The 21,365-nt window shown below is 51.6% G+C and carries 32 protein-coding genes, 2 tRNA genes and 1 rRNA gene; 29 read left to right on the plus strand and 6 right to left on the minus strand.

Annotated elements, in window-relative coordinates:
* The first annotated feature begins 5 nt into the window (after positions 1-5).
* From rplN to arfA, 20 genes are all read left to right on the plus strand, one after another.
* Entirely contained in the window at positions 6-377 is a 372-nt protein-coding gene (rplN, locus tag JY391_RS02255; protein WP_002919748.1) for a 50S ribosomal protein L14, read from the plus strand.
* 10 nt (positions 378-387) lie between these two features.
* Positions 388-702, plus strand: a complete 315-nt coding sequence (rplX, locus tag JY391_RS02260) for a 50S ribosomal protein L24 (protein ID WP_000729185.1) — start codon at positions 388-390, stop codon at positions 700-702.
* Positions 703-716: 14 nt separating this feature from the next.
* A complete protein-coding gene (gene rplE, locus JY391_RS02265; RefSeq protein ID WP_001096202.1) occupies positions 717-1,256 on the plus strand; it encodes a 50S ribosomal protein L5 in 540 nt (179 codons plus the stop codon).
* Between the two features lie 14 nt (positions 1,257-1,270).
* Positions 1,271-1,576 (plus strand): 30S ribosomal protein S14, encoded by a 306-nt coding sequence (gene rpsN / locus JY391_RS02270; protein WP_012135425.1) that lies wholly within the window; start codon positions 1,271-1,273, stop codon positions 1,574-1,576.
* Positions 1,577-1,609: 33 nt separating this feature from the next.
* Positions 1,610-2,002, plus strand: coding sequence for a 30S ribosomal protein S8 (rpsH, locus tag JY391_RS02275; protein WP_000062611.1), 393 nt, complete (start codon positions 1,610-1,612; stop codon positions 2,000-2,002).
* 12 nt (positions 2,003-2,014) lie between these two features.
* Complete coding sequence (gene rplF, locus JY391_RS02280; RefSeq protein WP_012135817.1) at positions 2,015-2,548, plus strand: 50S ribosomal protein L6; 534 nt, start codon at positions 2,015-2,017, stop codon at positions 2,546-2,548.
* Between the two features lie 9 nt (positions 2,549-2,557).
* Positions 2,558-2,911, plus strand: coding sequence for a 50S ribosomal protein L18 (gene rplR, locus JY391_RS02285; RefSeq protein WP_000358960.1), 354 nt, complete (start codon positions 2,558-2,560; stop codon positions 2,909-2,911).
* 14 nt (positions 2,912-2,925) lie between these two features.
* A complete protein-coding gene (rpsE, locus tag JY391_RS02290; protein WP_000940121.1) occupies positions 2,926-3,429 on the plus strand; it encodes a 30S ribosomal protein S5 in 504 nt (167 codons plus the stop codon).
* Between the two features lie 3 nt (positions 3,430-3,432).
* Entirely contained in the window at positions 3,433-3,612 is a 180-nt protein-coding gene (gene rpmD, locus JY391_RS02295; RefSeq protein WP_001140434.1) for a 50S ribosomal protein L30, read from the plus strand.
* A 3-nt stretch (positions 3,613-3,615) separates the two neighbouring features.
* A complete protein-coding gene (gene rplO / locus JY391_RS02300) occupies positions 3,616-4,050 on the plus strand; it encodes a 50S ribosomal protein L15 (RefSeq protein ID WP_012908430.1) in 435 nt (144 codons plus the stop codon).
* Positions 4,051-4,057: 7 nt separating this feature from the next.
* Positions 4,058-5,389 carry a preprotein translocase subunit SecY gene (gene secY, locus JY391_RS02305; protein ID WP_001118864.1) on the plus strand — a complete coding sequence of 444 codons (1,332 nt, stop codon included), beginning with the start codon at positions 4,058-4,060 and terminating at the stop codon, positions 5,387-5,389.
* A gap of 31 nt (positions 5,390-5,420) precedes the next feature.
* On the plus strand, positions 5,421-5,537 hold the full coding sequence (gene rpmJ / locus JY391_RS02310) for a 50S ribosomal protein L36 (RefSeq protein ID WP_000868187.1): 117 nt from the start codon (positions 5,421-5,423) through the stop codon (positions 5,535-5,537).
* 146 nt (positions 5,538-5,683) lie between these two features.
* Positions 5,684-6,040, plus strand: a complete 357-nt coding sequence (gene rpsM, locus JY391_RS02315) for a 30S ribosomal protein S13 (RefSeq protein ID WP_012908431.1) — start codon at positions 5,684-5,686, stop codon at positions 6,038-6,040.
* Positions 6,041-6,056: 16 nt separating this feature from the next.
* Positions 6,057-6,446 carry a 30S ribosomal protein S11 gene (gene rpsK, locus JY391_RS02320; RefSeq protein ID WP_001029684.1) on the plus strand — a complete coding sequence of 130 codons (390 nt, stop codon included), beginning with the start codon at positions 6,057-6,059 and terminating at the stop codon, positions 6,444-6,446.
* A gap of 33 nt (positions 6,447-6,479) precedes the next feature.
* The gene (rpsD, locus tag JY391_RS02325) at positions 6,480-7,100 is read left to right on the plus strand and encodes a 30S ribosomal protein S4 (RefSeq protein ID WP_012908432.1); all 621 of its coding nucleotides are present in this window, start codon (positions 6,480-6,482) and stop codon (positions 7,098-7,100) included.
* Between the two features lie 25 nt (positions 7,101-7,125).
* Positions 7,126-8,115, plus strand: coding sequence for a DNA-directed RNA polymerase subunit alpha (locus JY391_RS02330; RefSeq protein WP_001162094.1), 990 nt, complete (start codon positions 7,126-7,128; stop codon positions 8,113-8,115).
* Positions 8,116-8,155: 40 nt separating this feature from the next.
* Positions 8,156-8,542, plus strand: coding sequence for a 50S ribosomal protein L17 (gene rplQ / locus JY391_RS02335; protein WP_001216372.1), 387 nt, complete (start codon positions 8,156-8,158; stop codon positions 8,540-8,542).
* Positions 8,543-8,650: 108 nt separating this feature from the next.
* Positions 8,651-9,019, plus strand: a complete 369-nt coding sequence (locus JY391_RS02340) for a DnaJ family domain-containing protein (RefSeq protein WP_042293094.1) — start codon at positions 8,651-8,653, stop codon at positions 9,017-9,019.
* Positions 9,020-9,029: 10 nt separating this feature from the next.
* On the plus strand, positions 9,030-9,455 hold the full coding sequence (gene zntR, locus JY391_RS02345; protein WP_042293092.1) for a Zn(2+)-responsive transcriptional regulator: 426 nt from the start codon (positions 9,030-9,032) through the stop codon (positions 9,453-9,455).
* Positions 9,456-9,511: 56 nt separating this feature from the next.
* On the plus strand, positions 9,512-9,730 hold the full coding sequence (gene arfA / locus JY391_RS02350) for an alternative ribosome-rescue factor ArfA (protein ID WP_211935171.1): 219 nt from the start codon (positions 9,512-9,514) through the stop codon (positions 9,728-9,730).
* Here arfA and mscL read toward each other — a convergent pair.
* The 5 genes from mscL to def all read right to left on the minus strand — a co-directional run bounded on the left by mscL (position 9,727) and on the right by def (position 14,491).
* Positions 9,727-10,140: a large-conductance mechanosensitive channel protein MscL gene (gene mscL, locus JY391_RS02355; protein ID WP_042293089.1), complete on the minus strand. Its 414-nt coding sequence runs from the start codon at positions 10,138-10,140 to the stop codon at positions 9,727-9,729. The two genes, arfA and mscL, sit on opposite strands and share 4 nt — an antisense overlap.
* Positions 10,141-10,279: 139 nt before the next feature.
* A complete protein-coding gene (gene trkA / locus JY391_RS02360; RefSeq protein WP_042293086.1) occupies positions 10,280-11,656 on the minus strand; it encodes a Trk system potassium transporter TrkA in 1,377 nt (458 codons plus the stop codon).
* Positions 11,657-11,677: 21 nt separating this feature from the next.
* A complete protein-coding gene (rsmB, locus tag JY391_RS02365) occupies positions 11,678-12,967 on the minus strand; it encodes a 16S rRNA (cytosine(967)-C(5))-methyltransferase RsmB (RefSeq protein ID WP_211935172.1) in 1,290 nt (429 codons plus the stop codon).
* A 52-nt stretch (positions 12,968-13,019) separates the two neighbouring features.
* The gene (gene fmt / locus JY391_RS02370) at positions 13,020-13,967 is read right to left on the minus strand and encodes a methionyl-tRNA formyltransferase (RefSeq protein ID WP_060570675.1); all 948 of its coding nucleotides are present in this window, start codon (positions 13,965-13,967) and stop codon (positions 13,020-13,022) included.
* Between the two features lie 14 nt (positions 13,968-13,981).
* Entirely contained in the window at positions 13,982-14,491 is a 510-nt protein-coding gene (def, locus tag JY391_RS02375) for a peptide deformylase (protein WP_060570674.1), read from the minus strand.
* 129 nt (positions 14,492-14,620) lie between these two features.
* Here def and dprA point away from each other — a divergent pair, with 129 nt between their 5' ends.
* From dprA to JY391_RS02405, 6 genes are read left to right on the plus strand one after another with little or no spacing between them, the layout of a single operon-like run.
* Positions 14,621-15,745, plus strand: coding sequence for a DNA-protecting protein DprA (gene dprA, locus JY391_RS02380; protein WP_042293077.1), 1,125 nt, complete (start codon positions 14,621-14,623; stop codon positions 15,743-15,745).
* A complete protein-coding gene (gene smg / locus JY391_RS02385; protein WP_211935173.1) occupies positions 15,717-16,190 on the plus strand; it encodes a DUF494 family protein Smg in 474 nt (157 codons plus the stop codon). The genes dprA and smg overlap by 29 nt, the downstream gene beginning before the upstream one ends.
* Before the next feature lie 26 nt (positions 16,191-16,216).
* Positions 16,217-16,771, plus strand: a complete 555-nt coding sequence (locus tag JY391_RS02390; protein ID WP_060570672.1) for a DNA topoisomerase family protein — start codon at positions 16,217-16,219, stop codon at positions 16,769-16,771.
* Positions 16,764-17,336 carry an L-threonylcarbamoyladenylate synthase type 1 TsaC gene (gene tsaC, locus JY391_RS02395; protein WP_211935174.1) on the plus strand — a complete coding sequence of 191 codons (573 nt, stop codon included), beginning with the start codon at positions 16,764-16,766 and terminating at the stop codon, positions 17,334-17,336. The genes JY391_RS02390 and tsaC overlap by 8 nt, the downstream gene beginning before the upstream one ends.
* A 4-nt stretch (positions 17,337-17,340) precedes the next feature.
* Positions 17,341-18,159 (plus strand): shikimate dehydrogenase, encoded by an 819-nt coding sequence (aroE, locus tag JY391_RS02400; protein ID WP_211935175.1) that lies wholly within the window; start codon positions 17,341-17,343, stop codon positions 18,157-18,159.
* Entirely contained in the window at positions 18,156-18,413 is a 258-nt protein-coding gene (locus tag JY391_RS02405; protein ID WP_042293067.1) for a DUF1488 family protein, read from the plus strand. The genes aroE and JY391_RS02405 overlap by 4 nt, the downstream gene beginning before the upstream one ends.
* On the opposite strand, the gene JY391_RS02410 is transcribed toward JY391_RS02405, so the two are convergent.
* Complete coding sequence (locus JY391_RS02410) at positions 18,389-18,943, minus strand: gamma carbonic anhydrase family protein (RefSeq protein ID WP_211935176.1); 555 nt, start codon at positions 18,941-18,943, stop codon at positions 18,389-18,391. The two genes, JY391_RS02405 and JY391_RS02410, sit on opposite strands and share 25 nt — an antisense overlap.
* 468 nt (positions 18,944-19,411) lie before the next feature.
* On the opposite strand from JY391_RS02410, the gene JY391_RS02415 reads away from it, so the two are divergent.
* The 3 genes from JY391_RS02415 (at position 19,412) to JY391_RS02425 (ending at position 21,285) form a co-directional block, all read left to right on the plus strand.
* Positions 19,412-20,953: ribosomal RNA gene (locus tag JY391_RS02415) — 16S ribosomal RNA — on the plus strand.
* Positions 20,954-21,022: 69 nt separating this feature from the next.
* Positions 21,023-21,099, plus strand: a tRNA-Ile gene (locus JY391_RS02420).
* A 110-nt stretch (positions 21,100-21,209) separates the two neighbouring features.
* Positions 21,210-21,285: transfer RNA gene (locus tag JY391_RS02425), tRNA-Ala, on the plus strand.
* Positions 21,286-21,365: the final 80 nt, after the last annotated feature.

Consider the following 21,365-nt stretch of genomic DNA (forward strand, 5'->3'; position numbering starts at 1 on the left):
CTAAAATGATCCAAGAACAGACTATGCTGAACGTCGCCGACAACTCCGGTGCACGTCGCGTAATGTGTATCAAGGTTCTGGGTGGCTCGCACCGTCGCTACGCAGGCGTAGGCGACATCATCAAGATCACCATCAAAGAAGCAATTCCGCGTGGTAAGGTCAAAAAAGGTGATGTGCTGAAGGCGGTAGTGGTGCGCACCAAGAAGGGTGTTCGTCGCCCGGACGGTTCTGTCATTCGCTTCGATGGTAATGCATGCGTTATTCTGAACAATAACAGCGAGCAGCCTATCGGTACGCGTATTTTTGGGCCGGTAACTCGTGAGCTTCGTACCGAGAAGTTCATGAAAATTATCTCTCTGGCACCAGAAGTACTCTAAGGAGCGAATCATGGCAGCGAAAATCCGTCGTGATGACGAAGTTATCGTGTTAACCGGTAAAGATAAAGGTAAGCGCGGTAAAGTTAAGAATGTCCTGTCTTCCGGCAAGGTCATTGTTGAAGGTATCAACCTGGTTAAGAAACACCAGAAGCCGGTTCCGGCTCTGAACCAACCAGGCGGCATCGTTGAAAAAGAAGCTGCTATTCAGGTTTCTAACGTTGCAATCTTCAATGCGGCAACCGGCAAGGCTGACCGTGTAGGCTTTAGATTCGAAGACGGTAAAAAAGTCCGTTTCTTCAAGTCTAATAGCGAAACTATCAAGTAATTTGGAGTAGTACGATGGCGAAACTGCATGATTACTACAAAGACGAAGTAGTTAAAAAACTCATGACTGAGTTTAACTACAATTCTGTCATGCAAGTCCCTCGGGTCGAGAAGATCACCCTGAACATGGGTGTTGGTGAAGCGATCGCTGACAAGAAACTGCTGGATAACGCAGCAGCTGACCTGACAGCAATCTCCGGTCAAAAACCGCTGATCACCAAAGCACGCAAATCTGTTGCAGGCTTCAAAATCCGTCAGGGCTATCCGATCGGCTGTAAAGTAACTCTGCGTGGCGAACGCATGTGGGAGTTCTTTGAGCGCCTGATCACTATTGCTGTACCGCGTATCCGTGACTTCCGTGGCTTGTCCGCTAAGTCTTTCGATGGTCGTGGTAACTACAGCATGGGTGTCCGTGAGCAGATCATCTTCCCAGAAATCGACTACGATAAAGTCGACCGCGTTCGTGGTTTGGATATTACCATTACCACTACTGCGAAATCTGACGAAGAAGGCCGTGCTCTGCTGGCTGCCTTTGACTTCCCGTTCCGCAAGTAAGGTAGGGTTACTGAATGGCTAAGCAATCAATGAAAGCACGCGAAGTAAAACGCGTAGCTTTAGCTGATAAATACTTCGCGAAACGCGCTGAACTGAAAGCGATCATCTCTGATGTGAACGCTTCCGACGAAGATCGTTGGAACGCTGTTCTTAAGCTGCAGACTCTGCCGCGTGATTCCAGCCCGTCTCGTCAGCGTAACCGCTGCCGTCAAACAGGTCGTCCACATGGCTATGTGGGCAAGTTCGGGTTGAGCCGTATCAAGCTACGTGAAGCCGCAATGCGCGGTGAAGTACCAGGCTTGAAAAAGGCTAGCTGGTAATTGTCACCAATTGAATCACGGGAGTAAAGACAGATGAGCATGCAAGATCCGATCGCGGATATGCTGACCCGTATCCGTAACGGTCAGGCCGCGAACAAAGCTGCGGTCACCATGCCTTCCTCCAAGCTGAAAGTGGCAATCGCCAACGTGCTGAAGGAAGAAGGTTTTATCGAAGATTTTAAAGTTGAAGGCGACACCAAGCCGGAACTGGAACTGACTCTTAAGTATTTCCAGGGTAAAGCTGTTGTAGAAAGCATTCAGCGTGTCAGCCGCCCAGGTCTGCGCATCTACAAACGTAAAGATGAGCTGCCGAAAGTTATGGCGGGTCTGGGTATCGCGGTTGTTTCTACCTCTAAAGGTGTTATGACTGATCGTGCAGCGCGCCAGGCTGGTCTTGGTGGCGAAATTATCTGCTACGTAGCCTAATCGGAGGAAAAAATGTCTCGTGTTGCTAAAGCACCGGTCGTTGTTCCTGCCGGCGTTGATGTAAAAATCAACGGTCAGGTTATTACGATCAAAGGTAAAAACGGCGAGCTGACTCGTACTCTCAACGATGCTGTTGAAGTTAAACATGCAGATAATGCACTGACCTTCGGTCCGCGTGATGGTTACGTAGACGGTTGGGCTCAGGCTGGTACCGCGCGTGCCCTGCTGAACTCAATGGTTATCGGTGTTACCGAAGGCTTCACTAAGAAGCTGCAGCTGGTTGGTGTAGGTTATCGTGCAGCGGTTAAAGGGAATGTAGTAAACCTGTCCTTAGGTTTCTCTCACCCTGTTGACCATCAGCTGCCGGCTGGGATTACTGCAGAGTGCCCGACTCAAACTGAAATCGTGCTGAAAGGCGCTGATAAGCAGGTGATCGGCCAGGTTGCAGCAGATCTGCGCGCCTACCGTCGTCCTGAGCCTTATAAAGGCAAGGGTGTTCGTTACGCCGACGAAGTCGTGCGTACCAAAGAGGCTAAGAAGAAGTAAGGTAACACTATGGATAAGAAATCTGCTCGTATCCGTCGTGCGACCCGCGCACGCCGCAAGCTCCAGGAGCTGGGCGCAACTCGCCTGGTGGTACATCGTACCCCGCGTCACATTTACGCACAGGTAATTGCACCGAACGGTTCTGAAGTTCTGGTAGCTGCTTCTACTGTAGAAAAAGCTATCGCTGAACAACTGAAGTACACCGGTAACAAAGACGCGGCTGCAGCTGTGGGTAAAGCTGTCGCTGAACGCGCTCTGGAAAAAGGCATCAAAGATGTGTCCTTTGACCGTTCCGGGTTCCAATATCATGGTCGTGTCCAGGCACTGGCAGATGCTGCCCGTGAAGCTGGCCTTCAGTTCTAAGGTAGAGGTGTAAGATGGCTCACATCGAAAAACAAGCTGGCGAACTGCAGGAAAAGCTGATCGCGGTAAACCGCGTATCTAAAACCGTTAAAGGTGGTCGTATTTTCTCCTTCACAGCTCTGACTGTAGTTGGCGATGGTAACGGTCGCGTTGGTTTTGGTTACGGTAAAGCGCGTGAAGTTCCAGCAGCGATCCAGAAAGCGATGGAAAAAGCCCGTCGCAATATGATTAACGTCGCGCTGAACAACGGCACCCTGCAACACCCGGTTAAAGGTGTTCACACGGGTTCTCGTGTATTCATGCAGCCAGCTTCCGAAGGTACCGGTATCATCGCCGGTGGTGCAATGCGCGCCGTTCTGGAAGTTGCTGGGGTTCATAACGTTCTGGCTAAAGCATACGGTTCCACCAACCCGATCAACGTGGTTCGTGCAACTATTGATGGCCTGGAAAATATGAATTCTCCAGAAATGGTCGCTGCCAAGCGTGGTAAATCCGTTGAAGAAATTCTGGGGAAATAAACCATGGCAAAGACTATTAAAATTACTCAAACCCGCAGTGCAATCGGTCGTCTGCCGAAACACAAGGCAACGCTGCTTGGCCTGGGTCTGCGTCGTATTGGTCACACCGTAGAACGTGAGGATACTCCTGCCGTTCGTGGTATGGTCAACGCGGTTTCCTTCATGGTTAAAGTTGAGGAGTAAGAGATGCGTTTAAATACTCTGTCTCCGGCCGAAGGCTCCAAAAAGGCGGGTAAACGCCTGGGTCGTGGTATCGGTTCTGGCCTCGGTAAAACCGGTGGTCGTGGTCACAAAGGTCAGAAGTCTCGTTCTGGCGGTGGCGTACGTCGCGGTTTCGAGGGTGGTCAGATGCCTCTGTACCGTCGTCTGCCGAAATTCGGCTTCACTTCTCGTAAAGCAGCGATTACAGCCGAAGTTCGTCTGTCTGACCTGGCGAAAGTAGAAGGCGGCGTTGTAGACCTGAACACGCTGAAAGCGGCTAACATTATCGGTATCCAGATCGAGTTCGCGAAAGTGATCATGTCTGGTGAAGTCACTACTCCGGTAACTGTTCGTGGCCTGCGTGTTACTAAAGGCGCTCGTGCTGCTATCGAAGCTGCTGGCGGTAAAATCGAGGAATAAGTAGCAGATGGCTAAACAACCGGGATTAGATTTTCAAAGTGCCAAAGGTGGCTTAGGCGAGCTGAAACGCAGACTGCTGTTTGTTATCGGTGCGCTGATTGTGTTCCGTATTGGCTCTTTTATTCCGATCCCTGGTATTGATGCCGCTGTACTTGCCAAACTGCTTGAGCAACAGCGAGGCACCATCATTGAGATGTTCAACATGTTCTCTGGTGGTGCTCTCAGCCGTGCTTCTATCTTTGCCCTGGGTATTATGCCGTACATTTCGGCATCGATTATTATCCAGCTGCTGACGGTAGTTCATCCAACGTTGGCGGAAATTAAGAAAGAAGGGGAGTCTGGTCGTCGTAAGATCAGCCAGTACACCCGTTACGGTACTCTGGTGTTGGCAATATTCCAGTCGATCGGTATTGCTACCGGTCTGCCGAATATGCCTGGTATGCAAGGCCTGGTGATGAACCCGGGCTTTGCATTCTATTTCACCGCTGTTGTAAGTCTGGTCACGGGAACCATGTTCCTGATGTGGTTGGGCGAACAGATTACTGAACGAGGTATCGGTAACGGTATCTCAATCATTATCTTCGCCGGTATTGTCGCGGGTCTCCCGCCAGCCATCGCCCATACTATCGAGCAAGCGCGTCAAGGCGACCTGCACTTCCTCGTGTTGCTGTTGGTTGCAGTATTAGTATTTGCAGTGACGTTCTTTGTTGTATTTGTTGAGCGTGGTCAACGCCGCATTGTGGTAAACTACGCGAAACGTCAGCAAGGTCGTCGTGTCTATGCTGCACAGAGCACACATTTACCGCTGAAAGTGAATATGGCGGGGGTTATCCCGGCTATCTTCGCTTCCAGTATTATTCTGTTCCCGGCAACCATCGCGTCATGGTTCGGGGGCGGTACTGGTTGGAACTGGCTGACAACAATTTCGCTGTATTTGCAGCCTGGGCAACCGCTTTATGTGTTACTCTATGCGTCTGCAATCATCTTCTTCTGTTTCTTCTACACGGCGTTGGTCTTCAACCCGCGTGAAACAGCAGATAACCTGAAGAAGTCCGGTGCATTTGTACCAGGAATTCGTCCGGGAGAGCAAACGGCGAAGTATATCGATAAAGTAATGACCCGCCTGACTCTGGTCGGTGCGCTATACATTACCTTTATCTGCCTGATCCCGGAGTTCATGCGTGATGCAATGAAAGTACCGTTCTACTTCGGTGGGACCTCACTGCTTATCGTTGTTGTCGTGATTATGGACTTTATGGCTCAAGTGCAAACTCTGATGATGTCCAGTCAGTATGAGTCTGCATTGAAGAAGGCGAACCTGAAAGGCTACGGCCGTTAATTGGTCGCCCGAGAAGTTACGGAGAGTAAAAATGAAAGTTCGTGCTTCCGTCAAGAAATTATGCCGTAACTGCAAAATCGTTAAGCGTGATGGTGTCATCCGTGTGATTTGCAGTGCCGAGCCGAAGCATAAACAGCGCCAAGGCTGATTTATTCGCATATTTTTCTTGCAAAGTTGGGTTGAGCTGGCTAGATTAGCCAGCCAATCTTTTGTATGTCTGTACGTTTCCATTTGAGTATCCTGAAAACGGGCTTTTCAGCATGGTGCGTACATATTAAATAGTAGGAGTGCATAGTGGCCCGTATAGCAGGCATTAACATTCCTGATCAGAAACATGCTGTGATCGCATTAACGTCGATCTACGGCATCGGTAAGACCCGTTCTAAAGCCATCCTGGCTGCAGCGGGTATCGCTGAAAATGTTAAGATCAGTGAGCTGTCTGAAGGACAAATCGACACGCTGCGTGACGAAGTTGCCAAATTTGTCGTTGAAGGTGATCTGCGCCGTGAAATCAGCATGAGCATCAAGCGCCTGATGGATCTTGGTTGCTATCGCGGTTTGCGTCATCGTCGTGGTCTCCCGGTTCGCGGTCAGCGTACCAAGACCAACGCACGTACCCGTAAGGGTCCGCGCAAACCGATCAAGAAATAATCGGGGTGATTGAATAATGGCAAAGGCACCAATTCGTGCACGTAAACGTGTAAGAAAACAAGTCTCTGACGGCGTGGCTCATATCCATGCTTCTTTCAACAACACCATCGTGACTATTACCGATCGTCAGGGTAACGCGCTGGGTTGGGCAACAGCCGGTGGTTCCGGTTTCCGTGGTTCTCGCAAATCCACTCCGTTCGCAGCTCAGGTTGCAGCAGAGCGTTGCGCTGACGCCGTTAAAGAATACGGCATCAAGAATCTGGAAGTTATGGTTAAAGGTCCGGGTCCAGGCCGCGAATCTACTATTCGTGCTCTGAACGCCGCTGGTTTCCGCATCACTAATATTACTGATGTGACTCCGATCCCTCATAACGGTTGTCGTCCGCCGAAAAAACGTCGCGTATAACGCTTCGTTTTCCAGGTTTGTTGGAGAAAGAAAATGGCAAGATATTTGGGTCCTAAGCTCAAGCTGAGCCGTCGTGAGGGCACCGACTTATTCCTTAAGTCCGGCGTTCGCGCGATCGATACCAAGTGTAAAATTGAACAAGCTCCTGGCCAGCACGGTGCGCGTAAACCGCGTCTGTCTGACTATGGTGTGCAGTTGCGTGAAAAGCAAAAAGTTCGCCGTATCTACGGTGTGCTGGAGCGTCAGTTCCGTAACTACTACAAAGAAGCAGCACGTCTGAAAGGCAACACCGGTGAAAACCTGTTGGCTCTGCTGGAAGGTCGTCTGGACAACGTTGTATACCGTATGGGCTTCGGCGCCACTCGTGCAGAAGCACGTCAGCTGGTTAGCCATAAAGCTGTTATGGTAAACGGTCGTGTTGTTAACATCGCTTCTTATCAGGTTAGTCCGAATGACGTTGTTAGCATTCGTGAGAAAGCGAAGAAGCAGTCTCGCGTGAAAGCCGCTCTGGAGCTGGCTGAGCAGCGTGAAAAGCCAACCTGGCTGGAAGTTGATGCTGGCAAGATGGAAGGTACGTACAAGCGTAAGCCTGAGCGTTCTGATCTGTCTGCGGACATTAACGAACACCTGATCGTCGAGCTTTACTCTAAGTAAAGCTTAGTACCAAAGAGAGGACACAATGCAGGGTTCTGTGACAGAGTTTCTAAAACCGCGCCTGGTAGATATCGAGCAAGTGAGTTCGACGCACGCCAAGGTGACCCTTGAGCCTTTAGAGCGTGGCTTTGGCCATACTTTAGGTAACGCACTGCGCCGTATTCTGCTCTCATCGATGCCGGGTTGCGCGGTGACCGAGGTTGAGATTGATGGTGTACTACATGAGTACAGCACCAAAGAAGGCGTTCAGGAAGACATCCTGGAAATCCTGCTCAACCTGAAAGGGCTGGCGGTGAGAGTTCAGGGTAAAGATGAAGTTATTCTTACCTTGAATAAATCTGGCATTGGCCCTGTGACTGCAGCCGACATTACCCACGACGGTGATGTCGAAATCGTCAAGCCGCAGCACGTGATCTGCCACCTGACCGATGAGAACGCGTCTATTAGCATGCGTATCAAAGTTCAGCGCGGTCGTGGTTATGTGCCGGCTTCTACCCGAATTCATTCGGAAGAAGATGAGCGCCCAATCGGCCGTCTGCTGGTCGACGCATGCTATAGCCCTGTAGAGCGTATCGCCTACAATGTTGAAGCAGCGCGTGTAGAACAGCGTACCGACCTGGACAAGCTGGTCATCGAAATGGAAACCAACGGCACAATCGATCCTGAAGAGGCGATTCGTCGTGCGGCGACCATTCTGGCTGAACAACTGGAAGCTTTCGTTGACTTACGTGATGTACGTCAGCCGGAAGTGAAAGAAGAGAAACCAGAATTCGATCCGATCCTGCTGCGCCCTGTTGACGATCTGGAATTGACTGTCCGCTCTGCTAACTGCCTCAAAGCAGAAGCTATCCACTATATCGGTGATCTGGTACAGCGTACTGAGGTTGAGCTTCTTAAGACGCCTAACCTTGGTAAAAAATCTCTTACTGAGATTAAAGACGTGCTGGCTTCCCGTGGGCTGTCTCTGGGTATGCGCCTGGAAAACTGGCCACCGGCAAGCATCGCTGACGAGTAACCGGATCGCAGGTTAAGGTTTTACTGAGAAGGATAAGGTCATGCGCCATCGTAAGAGTGGTCGTCAACTGAACCGCAACAGCAGCCATCGCCAGGCTATGTTCCGCAATATGGCAGGTTCACTGGTTCGTCATGAAATCATCAAGACGACCCTGCCTAAAGCGAAAGAGCTGCGCCGCGTAGTTGAGCCGCTGATTACTCTTGCCAAGACTGATAGCGTAGCTAATCGTCGTCTGGCATTCGCCCGCACTCGTGATAACGAGATCGTGGCAAAACTGTTTAACGAGCTGGGCCCGCGTTTCGCGAGCCGCGCCGGTGGTTACACTCGCATTCTGAAGTGTGGCTTCCGTGCAGGCGACAACGCGCCGATGGCTTACATCGAGCTGGTTGATCGCTCTGAGTCGAAAGCAGAAGCTGCTGCAGAGTAATCTGTAGTAACGTAAAAAAACCCGCTCCGGCGGGTTTTTTTATATCCGCAGCATCCCCACTTATCTACAATAATTTGTATTCTTTTTGTTCATCCCCTGGAGCGTTGTATGTGGTTACTGGACCAGTGGGCGGAGCGCCATATCCTTGAAGCGCAGAGTAAAGGCGAATTTGACCATCTGCCCGGACGCGGAGAGCCGCTCATTCTGGATGACGACTCGCATGTTCCGGCTGAACTACGCGCTGGCTATCGCTTACTGAAAAATGCAGGCTGTCTTCCCCCTGAACTGGAACAGCGTAAAGAAGCGATTGCGCTGCTGGATTTGCTAAACGGGATTCGACAGGATGATCCTCAGTATCAGGAAGTCAGTCGTCGTTTGTCATTACTGGAGCTCAAGCTCAGACAGGCCGGGGTGAGTACGGAATTTCTTCGCGGTGAATATGCCAAAAAGCTGTCGCATAAAATCAGTGAGCGTTAAAGGAGAAGAGATGTATCGTATTGGAGAGTTAGCAAAGCTGGCCGAGGTTACGCCGGACACCATCCGCTATTATGAGAAGCAGCAGATGATGGAACATGAAGTCCGTACTGAAGGTGGGTTTCGCTTGTATACCGAAAACGATCTTCAACGTCTGAAATTTATCCGCTACGCGCGACAGCTTGGTTTTACACTCGAGTCGATCCGCGAACTGCTGTCGATCCGTATCGATCCCGAGCATCATACCTGCCAGGAATCAAAAGGGATCGTGCAGGAGAGGCTGAAAGAAGTTGAAGCAAGAATAGCGGAACTGCAAACAATGCAGCGTTCCCTGCAACGACTGAATGACGCCTGTTGTGGTACGGCGCACAGTAGCGTTTACTGTTCGATTCTCGAGGCCCTGGAGCAAGGCGCCAGTGGAATAAAGTCAGGCTGTTGATTTAGTCAACCATCAGGATTACACTCGCGCCGTTAAATCCTACAACTGGAGTAATTATGAGCCGTTATCAACATACGAAAGGGCAGATCAAAGACAACGCCATAGAGGCACTACTGCATGACCCACTTTTCAGGCAACGCGTGGAAAAGAACAAGAAAGGGAAAGGCAGTTATTTACGTAAAGGAAAACACGGCAATCGCGGGAACTGGGAGCCCAGTGGCAAGAAAGTGAATCACTTTTTTACCACTGGCCTTCTGCTTTTAGCGAGCAGTTAAGAACGGTTATTTTGTTCTTTGAGCAGGTCACGAATTTCAGTGAGTAGCACTTCTTCTTTTGTCGGAGCGGGTGGTGCCGCCGGCTCTTCTTTTTTCTTACGGTTGAGTTTGTTAATCAACTTGATCGCCATGAAGATAGCAAACGCGACAATCACGAAATCAAAGATGTTCTGAATAAACACACCGTAATGCATCACAACAGCCGGGATGTCGCCCTGCGCCTCACGTAGCGTAAAGGCAAACTGTTTGAAATCGATCCCGCCAATTAATAATCCCAGCGGTGGCATGATGATATCGGCAACCAGTGACGAAACAATCTTACCGAACGCCGCACCAATAATGACACCCACTGCCAAATCGACAACATTCCCGCGCATCGCGAATTCGCGAAACTCTTTAATAATGCTCATTTTTATTCTCCCAAGCAGCTGACGATAATAAGTTTAACAAATGTTAAGGCAATTTCCATTTATGTCATGAGATAAATGTTCGAATTAACCTTGTCAAATCAGTGGATTAAAAAGGGTGCTAATAATGCACCCTTCTCAGTTACAGGAAGAAAGGGCTTGGCTGGAATAAGCGTTCGACGTCGGTAATAAACTTTTTGTCGGTCAAAAACATAATGACATGATCGCCTTGCTCGATGCGCAAATTGTCATTCGCAATCATGACGTCATTGCCACGCACCACGGCGCCAATAATTGTTCCTGGCGGCAGTTTGATTTCATCAATAACCCGGCCCACCACGCGGGAGGTGCTCTCATCCCCGTGCGCCACAGCTTCAATGGCTTCCGCCACGCCACGGCGTAAAGAGGAAACGCCTACAATATCCGCCTTACGGACGTGGCTGAGTAACGCTGATATCGTTGCCTGCTGCGGTGATATGGCGATATCTATGACGCTCCCCTGAACGAGGTCGACATAAGCGCGGCGCTGGATCAGCACCATCACCTTTTTTGCGCCCATCCGTTTAGCCAACATTGCCGACATGATATTCGCTTCATCGTCGTTGGTCACCGCAATAAAGAGATCGACCTGATCAATATGTTCTTCGGTTAACAACTCCTGATCCGACGCATCGCCAAAAAAGACGATCGTATTTTGCAGTTTTTCAGCCAGCTCTGCCGCCCGTTGCTGATCGCGTTCGATCAGCTTCACGCTGTAATCTTTTTCCAGGCGACGCGCCAGGCCTGCGCCGATATTACCGCCGCCAACCAGCATGATGCGTTTGTACGGTTTTTCCAGCCGCTGCAACTCGCTCATTACCGCGCGGATATGCTGAGAAGCCGCAATAAAGAAGACTTCATCCCCGGCTTCGACAATGGTTGATCCCTGTGGGCGGATAGGACGATCGTGACGAAAAATAGCCGCGACTCGCGTATCAATATGCGGCATGTGCTCACGCATGGTTGACAGGGCATTCCCGATCAGCGGACCGCCGTAGTAAGCCTTAACGACAGCCAGGCTGACCTTGCCTTCCGCAAAGTTAACCACCTGCAGTGCGCCGGGATATTCGATCAGCCGGTAAATGCTATCGATAACCAGTTGCTCCGGGGCAATGAGATGATCGATAGGTACGGCCTCAGAATGAAACAGTTTGTCTGCATCGCGAACGTAGTCAGGAGAGCGTATACGCGCGATACGATTCGGTGTGTTGAATAAAGAATAGGCCACCTGGCAGGCGACCATGTTTGTTTCATCGGAACTGGTTACAGCTACCAGCATATCGGCATCGTCAGCCCCGGCCTCACGCAGAACGCGAGGATGTGAACCGTGGCCCTGCACCACGCGCAAATCGAACTTATCCTGTAAGCTTCGTAGACGCTCCCCGTTAGTATCGACCACGGTGATATCGTTGTTTTCGCCAACCAGGTTTTCTGCCAGTGTGCCGCCAACCTGCCCTGCGCCCAGAATGATTATTTTCATCAGTCGTGACCCGTTATCTCATCACTTTTTGATTAGCTTAGCGTAAAAGAAGCCATCACCTTCTTCTGCGCCAGGCAGATTTTGCCGGCCAGGTTGTTCAGGCGTACCGGTTTCGCTGAGAATGGCGTCTGCTGTGCGTTGCAGGAAAGCTTTAACCTGTAGACTGTTCTCTTCCGGCAGTACTGAACAGGTTGCGTACACCAGCGTCCCGCCTGATTTCAGATGCGGCCAAATGGCATCCAGTATTTCTGCCTGTAACTTCGCCAGTTCGGCAATGTCCCGATCCCGACGCAGCCATTTTATGTCTGGATGGCGACGGATAACGCCAGTGGCAGAGCAGGGAGCGTCCAGTAAAATACGATCAAACTGCTGCTTGCCGCACCACTGTGCCGGATAACGTCCGTCGCCTTGCTTAACGGTCGCTTTCATCCCGAGACGTTTAAGGTTGTCATAAACGCGAGAGAGCCGCAGTTCATCAACGTCTACGGCCAGAACATCGGCTTCGGGGGCCGCTTCGAGGATGTGTGTGGTTTTACCGCCTGGCGCCGCGCATAAATCTAATATATGTTCGCCGTTTTGCGGCGCAAGAAAGGTGACGCAGCCCTGAGCGGAAGCGTCCTGAACGGTGACCCAGCCTTCGTCGAAGCCAGGAAGCGCATGCACTGGTGAAGGCGTTTCCAGGCGTACCGCGTCAGGGTATGCCGGGTGGGTGAAGCCTGTTATGCCTGTTTCTTCCAGTCGTGCCAGCCAGGCGTCTCGTGAATGATGCGTGCGGTTTACCCGCAACCACATCGGTGGGCGCTGGTTGTTGGCTTCGACAAGAGCTTCCCATCGTTCCGGCCAGGCTTTTTGCAGGCGCTTAAGCAGCCAGGAAGGATGCAAAAAACGCGCTTCAGTGTTAGAAAATTCCGCCAGCAGCTCATCCTGCTTACGCTGGAACTGACGTAACACGCCGTTGATAAGGCCTTTCAGTTGAGGGCGCTTGATGGCGACTGCGCCCTCGACCGTTTCGGCCAGCGCGGCGTGAGGGGGAATGCGCGTATGCAGCAGTTGGTAGAATCCGACCATAATCAGGTAATGCACGGTACGCTGCTTGCCCGTCATTGGGCGAGACATGAGCTTGCTGATCAGCCACTCCAGTTGTGACAGCGTGCGCAGCACCCCAAAGCACAACTCCTGCAGCAGTGCCTTATCTTTGTCGGAAACCTTTTGTTGCATCGGCGGCAGAACATTGCTCAATGATTGTCCTTGCTCGACGACCTGTTCAATGGCTTGCGCCGCCATACTGCGTAAGTTGAGTTTCTTATTCATAACCGCAAAAATAAAAATGCCCGGCGACACCGGGCGGAGTAAGAAGTGACCGTCAGGCCAGACGGTTGCCAGGAATGAACCATTCCCGACGTGAATTTAAAAGATCCTGCGCGCTCATGGCTTTTTTTCCGGCGGGCTGCAACGAGAGCAAATTTAAAATGCCGTCGCCTGTGGCAACCTGAATGCCGTGTTTTGTCGCGTCCAGAATAGTCCCGGGCTGAGCCTGGGTGGCTGCAGCCACAACGGACGCCTGCCAGACTTTCACCGGCTGACCGTCAATTTCCAGCCAGCTCATCGGCCAGGGGTTGAACGCGCGAATGCAGCGTTCCAGTTGCGCTGCGGAAAGCGACCAGTCAATTCGGGCTTCTTCTTTGCTGAGTTTCTCAGCGTGGGTAACCAGCGCATCATCTTGAGCTTCTGGTTTTGTCCGCCCTTCGGCTAATTGTTTCAGCGTTTCGATCAAACCCTGCGGGCCCAACTCTGCCAGCTTGTCGTACAGCGTACCGCTGGTATCTTCTGCGGTAATCGGACAAGCGAGCTTGTAGAGCATATCGCCCGTATCCAGACCAACGTCCATCTGCATAATGGTTACGCCTGTTTCGGCATCGCCAGCCCAAAGCGAACGTTGAATCGGCGCCGCGCCACGCCAGCGTGGGAGCAAGGAACCGTGGACGTTAATGCAACCGAGCCGCGGCATATCCAGCACCGCTTTGGGAAGAATCAGACCATACGCTACGACAACCATAACGTCTGCGTGCAGATCGGCAACCAGGTGCTGGTTTTCCTGCGGGCGTAATGAGGCGGGTTGGAATACGGGAATGCCTTTTTCTTCCGCCAGCACTTTTACCGGGCTGGGCATGAGTTTCTTGCCGCGGCCTGCCGGGCGGTCGGGCTGGGTAAACACGCCGACAACGTTGTGTCCAGAAGACAACAGCGCGTCAAGATGACGCGCTGCAAAGTCAGGTGTACCCGCAAAAATAATACGTAGTGAGTCTGACACGTTGATTCTTGTCCTTAAGCTCGTGCGTTCAGGCGGTCGAGTTTTTCAACTTTCTGACGAATACGTTGCTGCTTCAGCGGCGACAAATAATCGATAAACAGTTTACCGACTAAATGATCCATTTCGTGTTGGATACAAATAGCCAGCAGGCCGTCGGCTTCCAGCTCAAATGGTTTACCCTCGCGATCGAGCGCGCGAATTTTCACTCTTTCCGCACGTGGCACCAAAGCGCGCTGTTCCGGAATCGACAGGCACCCTTCTTCGATACCGGTCTCGCCTTCTTTTTCCAGCAGTTCCGGGTTAATGAGTACCAGGCGCTCGTCGCGGTTTTCAGAGACGTCAATCACGATTATCCGCTGATGAATATCAACCTGCGTCGCTGCCAGGCCAATACCTTCTTCTGCGTACATCGTCTCGAACATATCATCGACGATACGCTGAATGTCTGCATTCACTTCTTCAACCGGTTTTGCGACTTTGCGAAGGCGCTCGTCCGGAATATGTAACACTTGCAAAACTGACATAGTTATCCAGAGTTGTGTTCAGGAGTTGAAAAGATTATTACCTCTATTCTAGACAAATCCCCCTCTGATTGACAGCATCAGTGACCAATCGCAAAGATTGCTGAGACTGCCTGTGGCAGGGGGACAAGGATGAACCGTACAGAGATTTGGCTACGTTTGATGCGGGTGAGTGAATTGTGCGGCGACGAGATGCTGCGCATCGCACACTGGCTTATCGCACAGCCACATATTGATGCCGCGGTGCTTCGCAACGCGGGGTTTTCGCCCTCCTGGATTAAACGCTTTTTCTCGCTTTCGGATGAAGAACGGGAGAAAACGCTGCTTTGGCTTGAGGCGCCTCATCATTATTTATTACTGGCAGATGATGATCATTATCCAACCCAACTTCGTGCTATTGACGATTATCCTGGTGCCCTGTTTGTTTCCGGAAGCCTTGCCTGTCTTCATGACGTACAGCTGGCGGTGGTGGGAAGCCGTACGCCTTCCTGGTACGGAGAACGGTGGGGGCGGATGTTCTGCGAAAAGCTCGCAGGTTGGGGAATTACGATCACCAGCGGACTGGCGCGCGGCATCGATGGAATAGCGCATACTGCGGCAATCCAGGCACAGGGTAAAAGTATCGCTGTGTTGGGCAGCGGTCTCGAGGTTATCTATCCACGTAGTCATGGCTATCTGGCAGAGCGATTGCTCGACGCGGGCGGGGCGCTGGTATCCGAATTTCCGCTGGCAATGCACCCGCTCCCGCGCAATTTTCCCCGACGAAACCGTATCATCAGCAGTCTGAGCAAAGGCGTGCTGGTGGTAGAGGCAGCGCAGCGCAGCGGATCTCTGGTGACTGCACGCTGCGCGATAGAGCAAGGCAGGGAAGTGTTTGCTTTACCGGGGCCAATAGGGAACCCGGGAAGCGAAGGGCCGCATTGGCTCGTGAAGCAGGGCGCCACACTTGTGACTTCGCCAGAGGAAATCGTGGAAAATTTGCAGTATGGCTTACATTGGCTGCCAGATGAGCCTGAAAATTCACTTTATTCACCAGATCGCGAAGCTGCGGCATTGCCATTTCCCGAGCTCCTGGCTAACGTAGGAGATGAGGTAACACCTGTTGACGTCGTCGCTGAACGTGCCGGCCAACCTGTGCCAGCGGTAGTGGCTCAGCTACTCGAACTGGAGTTAGCAGGATGGATCGCAGCTGTACCCGGCGGCTATGTCCGATTGAGGAGGGCATGCCATGTTCGACGTACTAATGTATTTGTTTGAAACGTATATCCACAACGAAACGGAATTACGTGTGGATCAGGACAAACTTGAACGGGATCTTACCGACGCCGGTTTTGATCGTGAAGACATCTACAATGCACTCCTGTGGCTGGAAAAGCTGGCTGACTATCAGGAAGGGCTTGCTGAGCCAATGCAGCTTGCTTCCGATCCTCTCTCTGTTCGTATTTATACTCCAGAAGAGTGCGATCGTCTGGATGCCAGTTGTCGGGGATTTTTGTTATTCCTCGAGCAGATTCAGGTGCTAAACCTCGAAACGCGAGAAATGGTGATTGAACGCGTACTCGCGCTGGATACCGCAGAATTCGACCTGGAAGATCTGAAATGGGTCATATTAATGGTGCTGTTTAACATTCCAGGATGTGAAAATGCCTACCAGCAAATGGAAGAATTACTCTTTGAAGTGAATGAAGGTATGCTGCATTAATCAATCTTAATCCAGCATGAGTTGTTATGGCTAAATCAGCACTGTTTGCGGTGCGTAAAAATGAGCCCTGCCCACAGTGTGGGGCTGAACTGGTTATTCGCTCCGGGAAACACGGTCCGTTTCTCGGATGCTCTCACTATCCGGAATGCGACTATATTCGTCCGCTGAAATCCACGGCGGACGGACATATTGTCAAAGTTCTGGAGGGGAAATTCTGCCCCGATTGCGGCGCCGAGCTGGTGCTACGACAGGGGCGATTTGGTATGTTTATCGGCTGCAGCAATTATCCGGAGTGTGATCATACCGAGATGATTGATAAGCCAGACGAAACCGCAATAACCTGCCCTCAATGCCTGACTGGTCACCTGGTTCAGCGGCGTTCCCGTTATGGCAAAACCTTTCATTCCTGCGATCGCTATCCGGAATGCCAGTTTGTCATTAACGCCAAACCGATAGCTGGAGAGTGCCCTGAGTGTCACTATCCGCTCCTTATCGAAAAGAAAACCGCGCAAGGTGTTAAGCACTTCTGCGCCAGTAAACAATGTGGAAAGCCGGTTTCGGCGGAACAAAAAAGTGAATAATAACCTGCCAACAGACTCTATCGCCGCAGCGGTAGAGGAACTTAATAATAAAAATGTCATCGCCTATCCAACGGAAGCTGTATTTGGTGTCGGGTGCGATCCCGACAGCGAAACGGCTGTAAATCGTCTGCTGGCGCTCAAACAACGCCCGGTAGACAAAGGGCTGATTTTGATCGCCGCAAATTTTGAACAACTCAGACCATATATTGACGACAGTATGCTCACCGAAGCACAGCGTGAAGCTGTATTTGCATGTTGGCCAGGGCCGGTAACCTTTGTTTTCCCTGCGCCTGAGAGCACGCCACGCTGGCTAACAGGTCGCTTCAATTCACTGGCGGTACGTGTGACAGATCATCCGCTGGTGGTCGCCCTATGTAAGGCGTATGGCAAACCGCTGGTATCAACCAGCGCCAACCTTAGCGGACTGCCGCCGTGTCGCACAACGGAAGATGTGCGGGCGCAATTCGGCGACGCCTTCCCGATTGTGGAAGGCGAAACGGGCGGTCGTTTGAATCCTTCTGAAATTCGCGATGCATTAACGGGCGAACTGTTTCGACAGGGGTAAGAGAATGGAAACCTATGCTGTTTTCGGCCATCCAATAGCACACAGTAAGTCACCGTTTATTCATCAGCAATTTGCGCAGCAGTTGCAAATCGATCACCCGTATGGTCGCGTACTGGCGCCCGTGGATGACTTTGTTAACACGTTAAACGCTTTTTTTGCCGGGGGAGGCAAAGGGGCGAACGTCACGGTGCCTTTTAAAGAAGAGGCTTTTGCCCGTGCGGATGAATTGACGGAGCGTGCGGCGCTGGCTGGCGCAGTGAATACGATCAAACGACTTGAGGATGGTCGTCTACTCGGAGATAACACTGACGGTATCGGTTTGTTAAGCGATCTTGAACGTTTATCCTTTATTCAACCGGGGCAGCGAATTTTGCTGATCGGCGCTGGCGGGGCAGCGCGTGGGGTTCTGTTACCGTTACTTTCTCTGGATTGTGGCGTGACCATTGTCAACCGAACGGCATCCCGGGCTCAGGAACTGGCGAAGGTCTTTGCGCATACCGGCAGTGTGCAGGCGTTGGGCATGGATGAACTGGCAGACCTTCACTTTGATGTGATCATCAATGCCACATCCAGCGGACTCAATGGTGAGATCCCGGCGATCCCTGCGTCGCTGATTTATCCCTCGGTCTGTTGTTACGACATGCTTTACCTGCAGGGACGGACGCCTTTTCTCTTGTGGTGTGAACAACATGGCGCGAAGCGCGTTGCCGATGGCCTGGGAATGCTGGTAGGGCAGGCTGCTCATGCCTTTTTGCTCTGGCATGGTATTTTACCCGAAATCGAACCGGTGATTGCGCGCCTCAAGCAGGAGTTGTCTGCATGAACCAGGCGATTCTGTTTCCTGACAGAGAGGAATGGCGTGTGGATGAATGCGCTGTTTGCTTCCCGGCGCTGGTGAATGGCATGCAGTTAATGTGTGCCATAAAGGGGGAATCGCTGGCGAAACGCTTTGGTGGCGAAACGGCGGAGGAGTGGCTGGCTCACTTTTGTGAGCACCGCTGGGATCTGGAAGAAGAGGCTGAAGCCTTGATCCAGTCCCAGCAGGAAGACGATCAGGGATGGATCTGGTTGTCCTGAGTCAGATAGTCGTCTTTCCATTTCACGTAGTTGTTGGCGGAATAGCGCAACGCCGTTTTCTCATCTTCCGTTAGAGGCCGGATCTGTTTAACCGGGCTTCCCAGATACAGATAGCCGCTTTGCAGACGTTTGTTTTGCGGCACCAGACTGCCGGCGCCAATCATTACGTCATCTTCAATGATCGCGCCATCTAACAGAATCGAGCCCATTCCGACCAGGACGCGGTTGCCAATAATGCAGCCGTGGAGCATTACTTTATGTCCAACAGTGACATCTTCGCCCACGATCAGTGGATTACCTTCAGGGTTGGAAGGCGATTTGTGAGTGACGTGTAAGACGCTGCCATCCTGAATATTGGTGCGTGCGCCAATCTCAACGTAATTTACATCGCCACGGATCGCGACAAGCGGCCAGATCCCGACATCGTCTGCCAGACGAACATCGCCAATGATAACGCTGCTGCGATCGAGCATCACGCGTTGTCCGATCTGCGGAAAAAGATCCTTATAAGGGCGTAATACGTCAGACATGTTTACCTCAGATAAAGAGAACAGTAATGATGACTTTGGTTGCATTTCTGGCCTTGTGCAAGTGATTTAGCTATCAAAAAAGCGTCACATTGCGCAGGAATGAAACGAAAGGAGTGAAAAAGCAGCAAATGGAAAAAAAGATCGAAAAAAGGCTTGTGCAAAAAATTGGGATCCCTATAATGCGCCTCCGTTGAGACGACAAAGTGAAACGCTTCACAAGATGGTCGTCACAACGAAGAGAAAAATCCTGAAATTCAGGGTTGACTCTGAAAGAGGAAAGCGTAATATACGCCACCTCGCGACAGAGCGCTGAAGCGCGTCGCAACTGCTCTTTAACAATTTATCAGACAATCTGTGTGGGCACTCAAAGTGACATGGATTCTTAACGTCGCAAGACAAAAAATGAATACCAAGTCTCTGAGTGAACACGTAATTCATTACGAAGTTTAATTCACGAGCATCAAACTTAAATTGAAGAGTTTGATCATGGCTCAGATTGAACGCTGGCGGCAGGCCTAACACATGCAAGTCGAACGGTAACAGGAAGCAGCTTGCTGCTTCGCTGACGAGTGGCGGACGGGTGAGTAATGTCTGGGAAACTGCCCGGTGGAGGGGGATAACTACTGGAAACGGTAGCTAATACCGCATAACGTCGCAAGACCAAAGAGGGGGACCTTCGGGCCTCTTGCCACCGGATGTGCCCAGATGGGATTAGCTTGTTGGTGAGGTAACGGCTCACCAAGGCGACGATCCCTAGCTGGTCTGAGAGGATGACCAGCCACACTGGAACTGAGACACGGTCCAGACTCCTACGGGAGGCAGCAGTGGGGAATATTGCACAATGGGCGCAAGCCTGATGCAGCCATGCCGCGTGTATGAAGAAGGCCTTCGGGTTGTAAAGTACTTTCAGCGGGGAGGAAGGGATTGTGGTTAATAACCGCAGTCATTGACGTTACCCGCAGAAGAAGCACCGGCTAACTCCGTGCCAGCAGCCGCGGTAATACGGAGGGTGCAAGCGTTAATCGGAATTACTGGGCGTAAAGCGCACGCAGGCGGTCTGTCAAGTCGGATGTGAAATCCCCGGGCTCAACCTGGGAACTGCATTCGAAACTGGCAGGCTTGAGTCTCGTAGAGGGGGGTAGAATTCCAGGTGTAGCGGTGAAATGCGTAGAGATCTGGAGGAATACCGGTGGCGAAGGCGGCCCCCTGGACGAAGACTGACGCTCAGGTGCGAAAGCGTGGGGAGCAAACAGGATTAGATACCCTGGTAGTCCACGCCGTAAACGATGTCTACTTGGAGGCTGTGCCCTTGAGGCGTGGCTTCCGGAGCTAACGCGTTAAGTAGACCGCCTGGGGAGTACGGCCGCAAGGTTAAAACTCAAATGAATTGACGGGGGCCCGCACAAGCGGTGGAGCATGTGGTTTAATTCGATGCAACGCGAAGAACCTTACCTGGTCTTGACATCCACGGAAGACTGCAGAGATGCGGTTGTGCCTTCGGGAACCGTGAGACAGGTGCTGCATGGCTGTCGTCAGCTCGTGTTGTGAAATGTTGGGTTAAGTCCCGCAACGAGCGCAACCCTTATCCTTTGTTGCCAGCGGTCCGGCCGGGAACTCAAAGGAGACTGCCAGTGATAAACTGGAGGAAGGTGGGGATGACGTCAAGTCATCATGGCCCTTACGACCAGGGCTACACACGTGCTACAATGGCATATACAAAGAGAAGCGACCTCGCGAGAGCAAGCGGACCTCATAAAGTATGTCGTAGTCCGGATTGGAGTCTGCAACTCGACTCCATGAAGTCGGAATCGCTAGTAATCGTGGATCAGAATGCCACGGTGAATACGTTCCCGGGCCTTGTACACACCGCCCGTCACACCATGGGAGTGGGTTGCAAAAGAAGTAGGTAGCTTAACCTTCGGGAGGGCGCTTACCACTTTGTGATTCATGACTGGGGTGAAGTCGTAACAAGGTAACCGTAGGGGAACCTGCGGTTGGATCACCTCCTTACCTTAAAGAACCTGCCTTTGTAGTGCTCACACAGATTGTCTGATGAAAAACGAGCAGTAAAACCTCTACAGGCTTGTAGCTCAGGTGGTTAGAGCGCACCCCTGATAAGGGTGAGGTCGGTGGTTCAAGTCCACTCAGGCCTACCAAATTCGCTCCCGTGCTTTGTTGTGGCAAAGCTCGCATACTGATGTATGCTTCGCTTCACCACGCCGCGCCCGGAAACGAATTATCGGTAAAGAGGTTCTGACTACACGATGGGGCTATAGCTCAGCTGGGAGAGCGCCTGCTTTGCACGCAGGAGGTCTGCGGTTCGATCCCGCATAGCTCCACCATTCTGTAGAACGTTTACGTAAGAAAACTTCAGAGTGTACCTGAAAGGGTTCACTGCGAAGTTTTGCTCTTTAAAAATCTG

The organism is Citrobacter sedlakii, from assembly GCF_018128425.1.
Classification (GTDB): domain Bacteria; phylum Pseudomonadota; class Gammaproteobacteria; order Enterobacterales; family Enterobacteriaceae; genus Citrobacter_A; species Citrobacter_A sedlakii.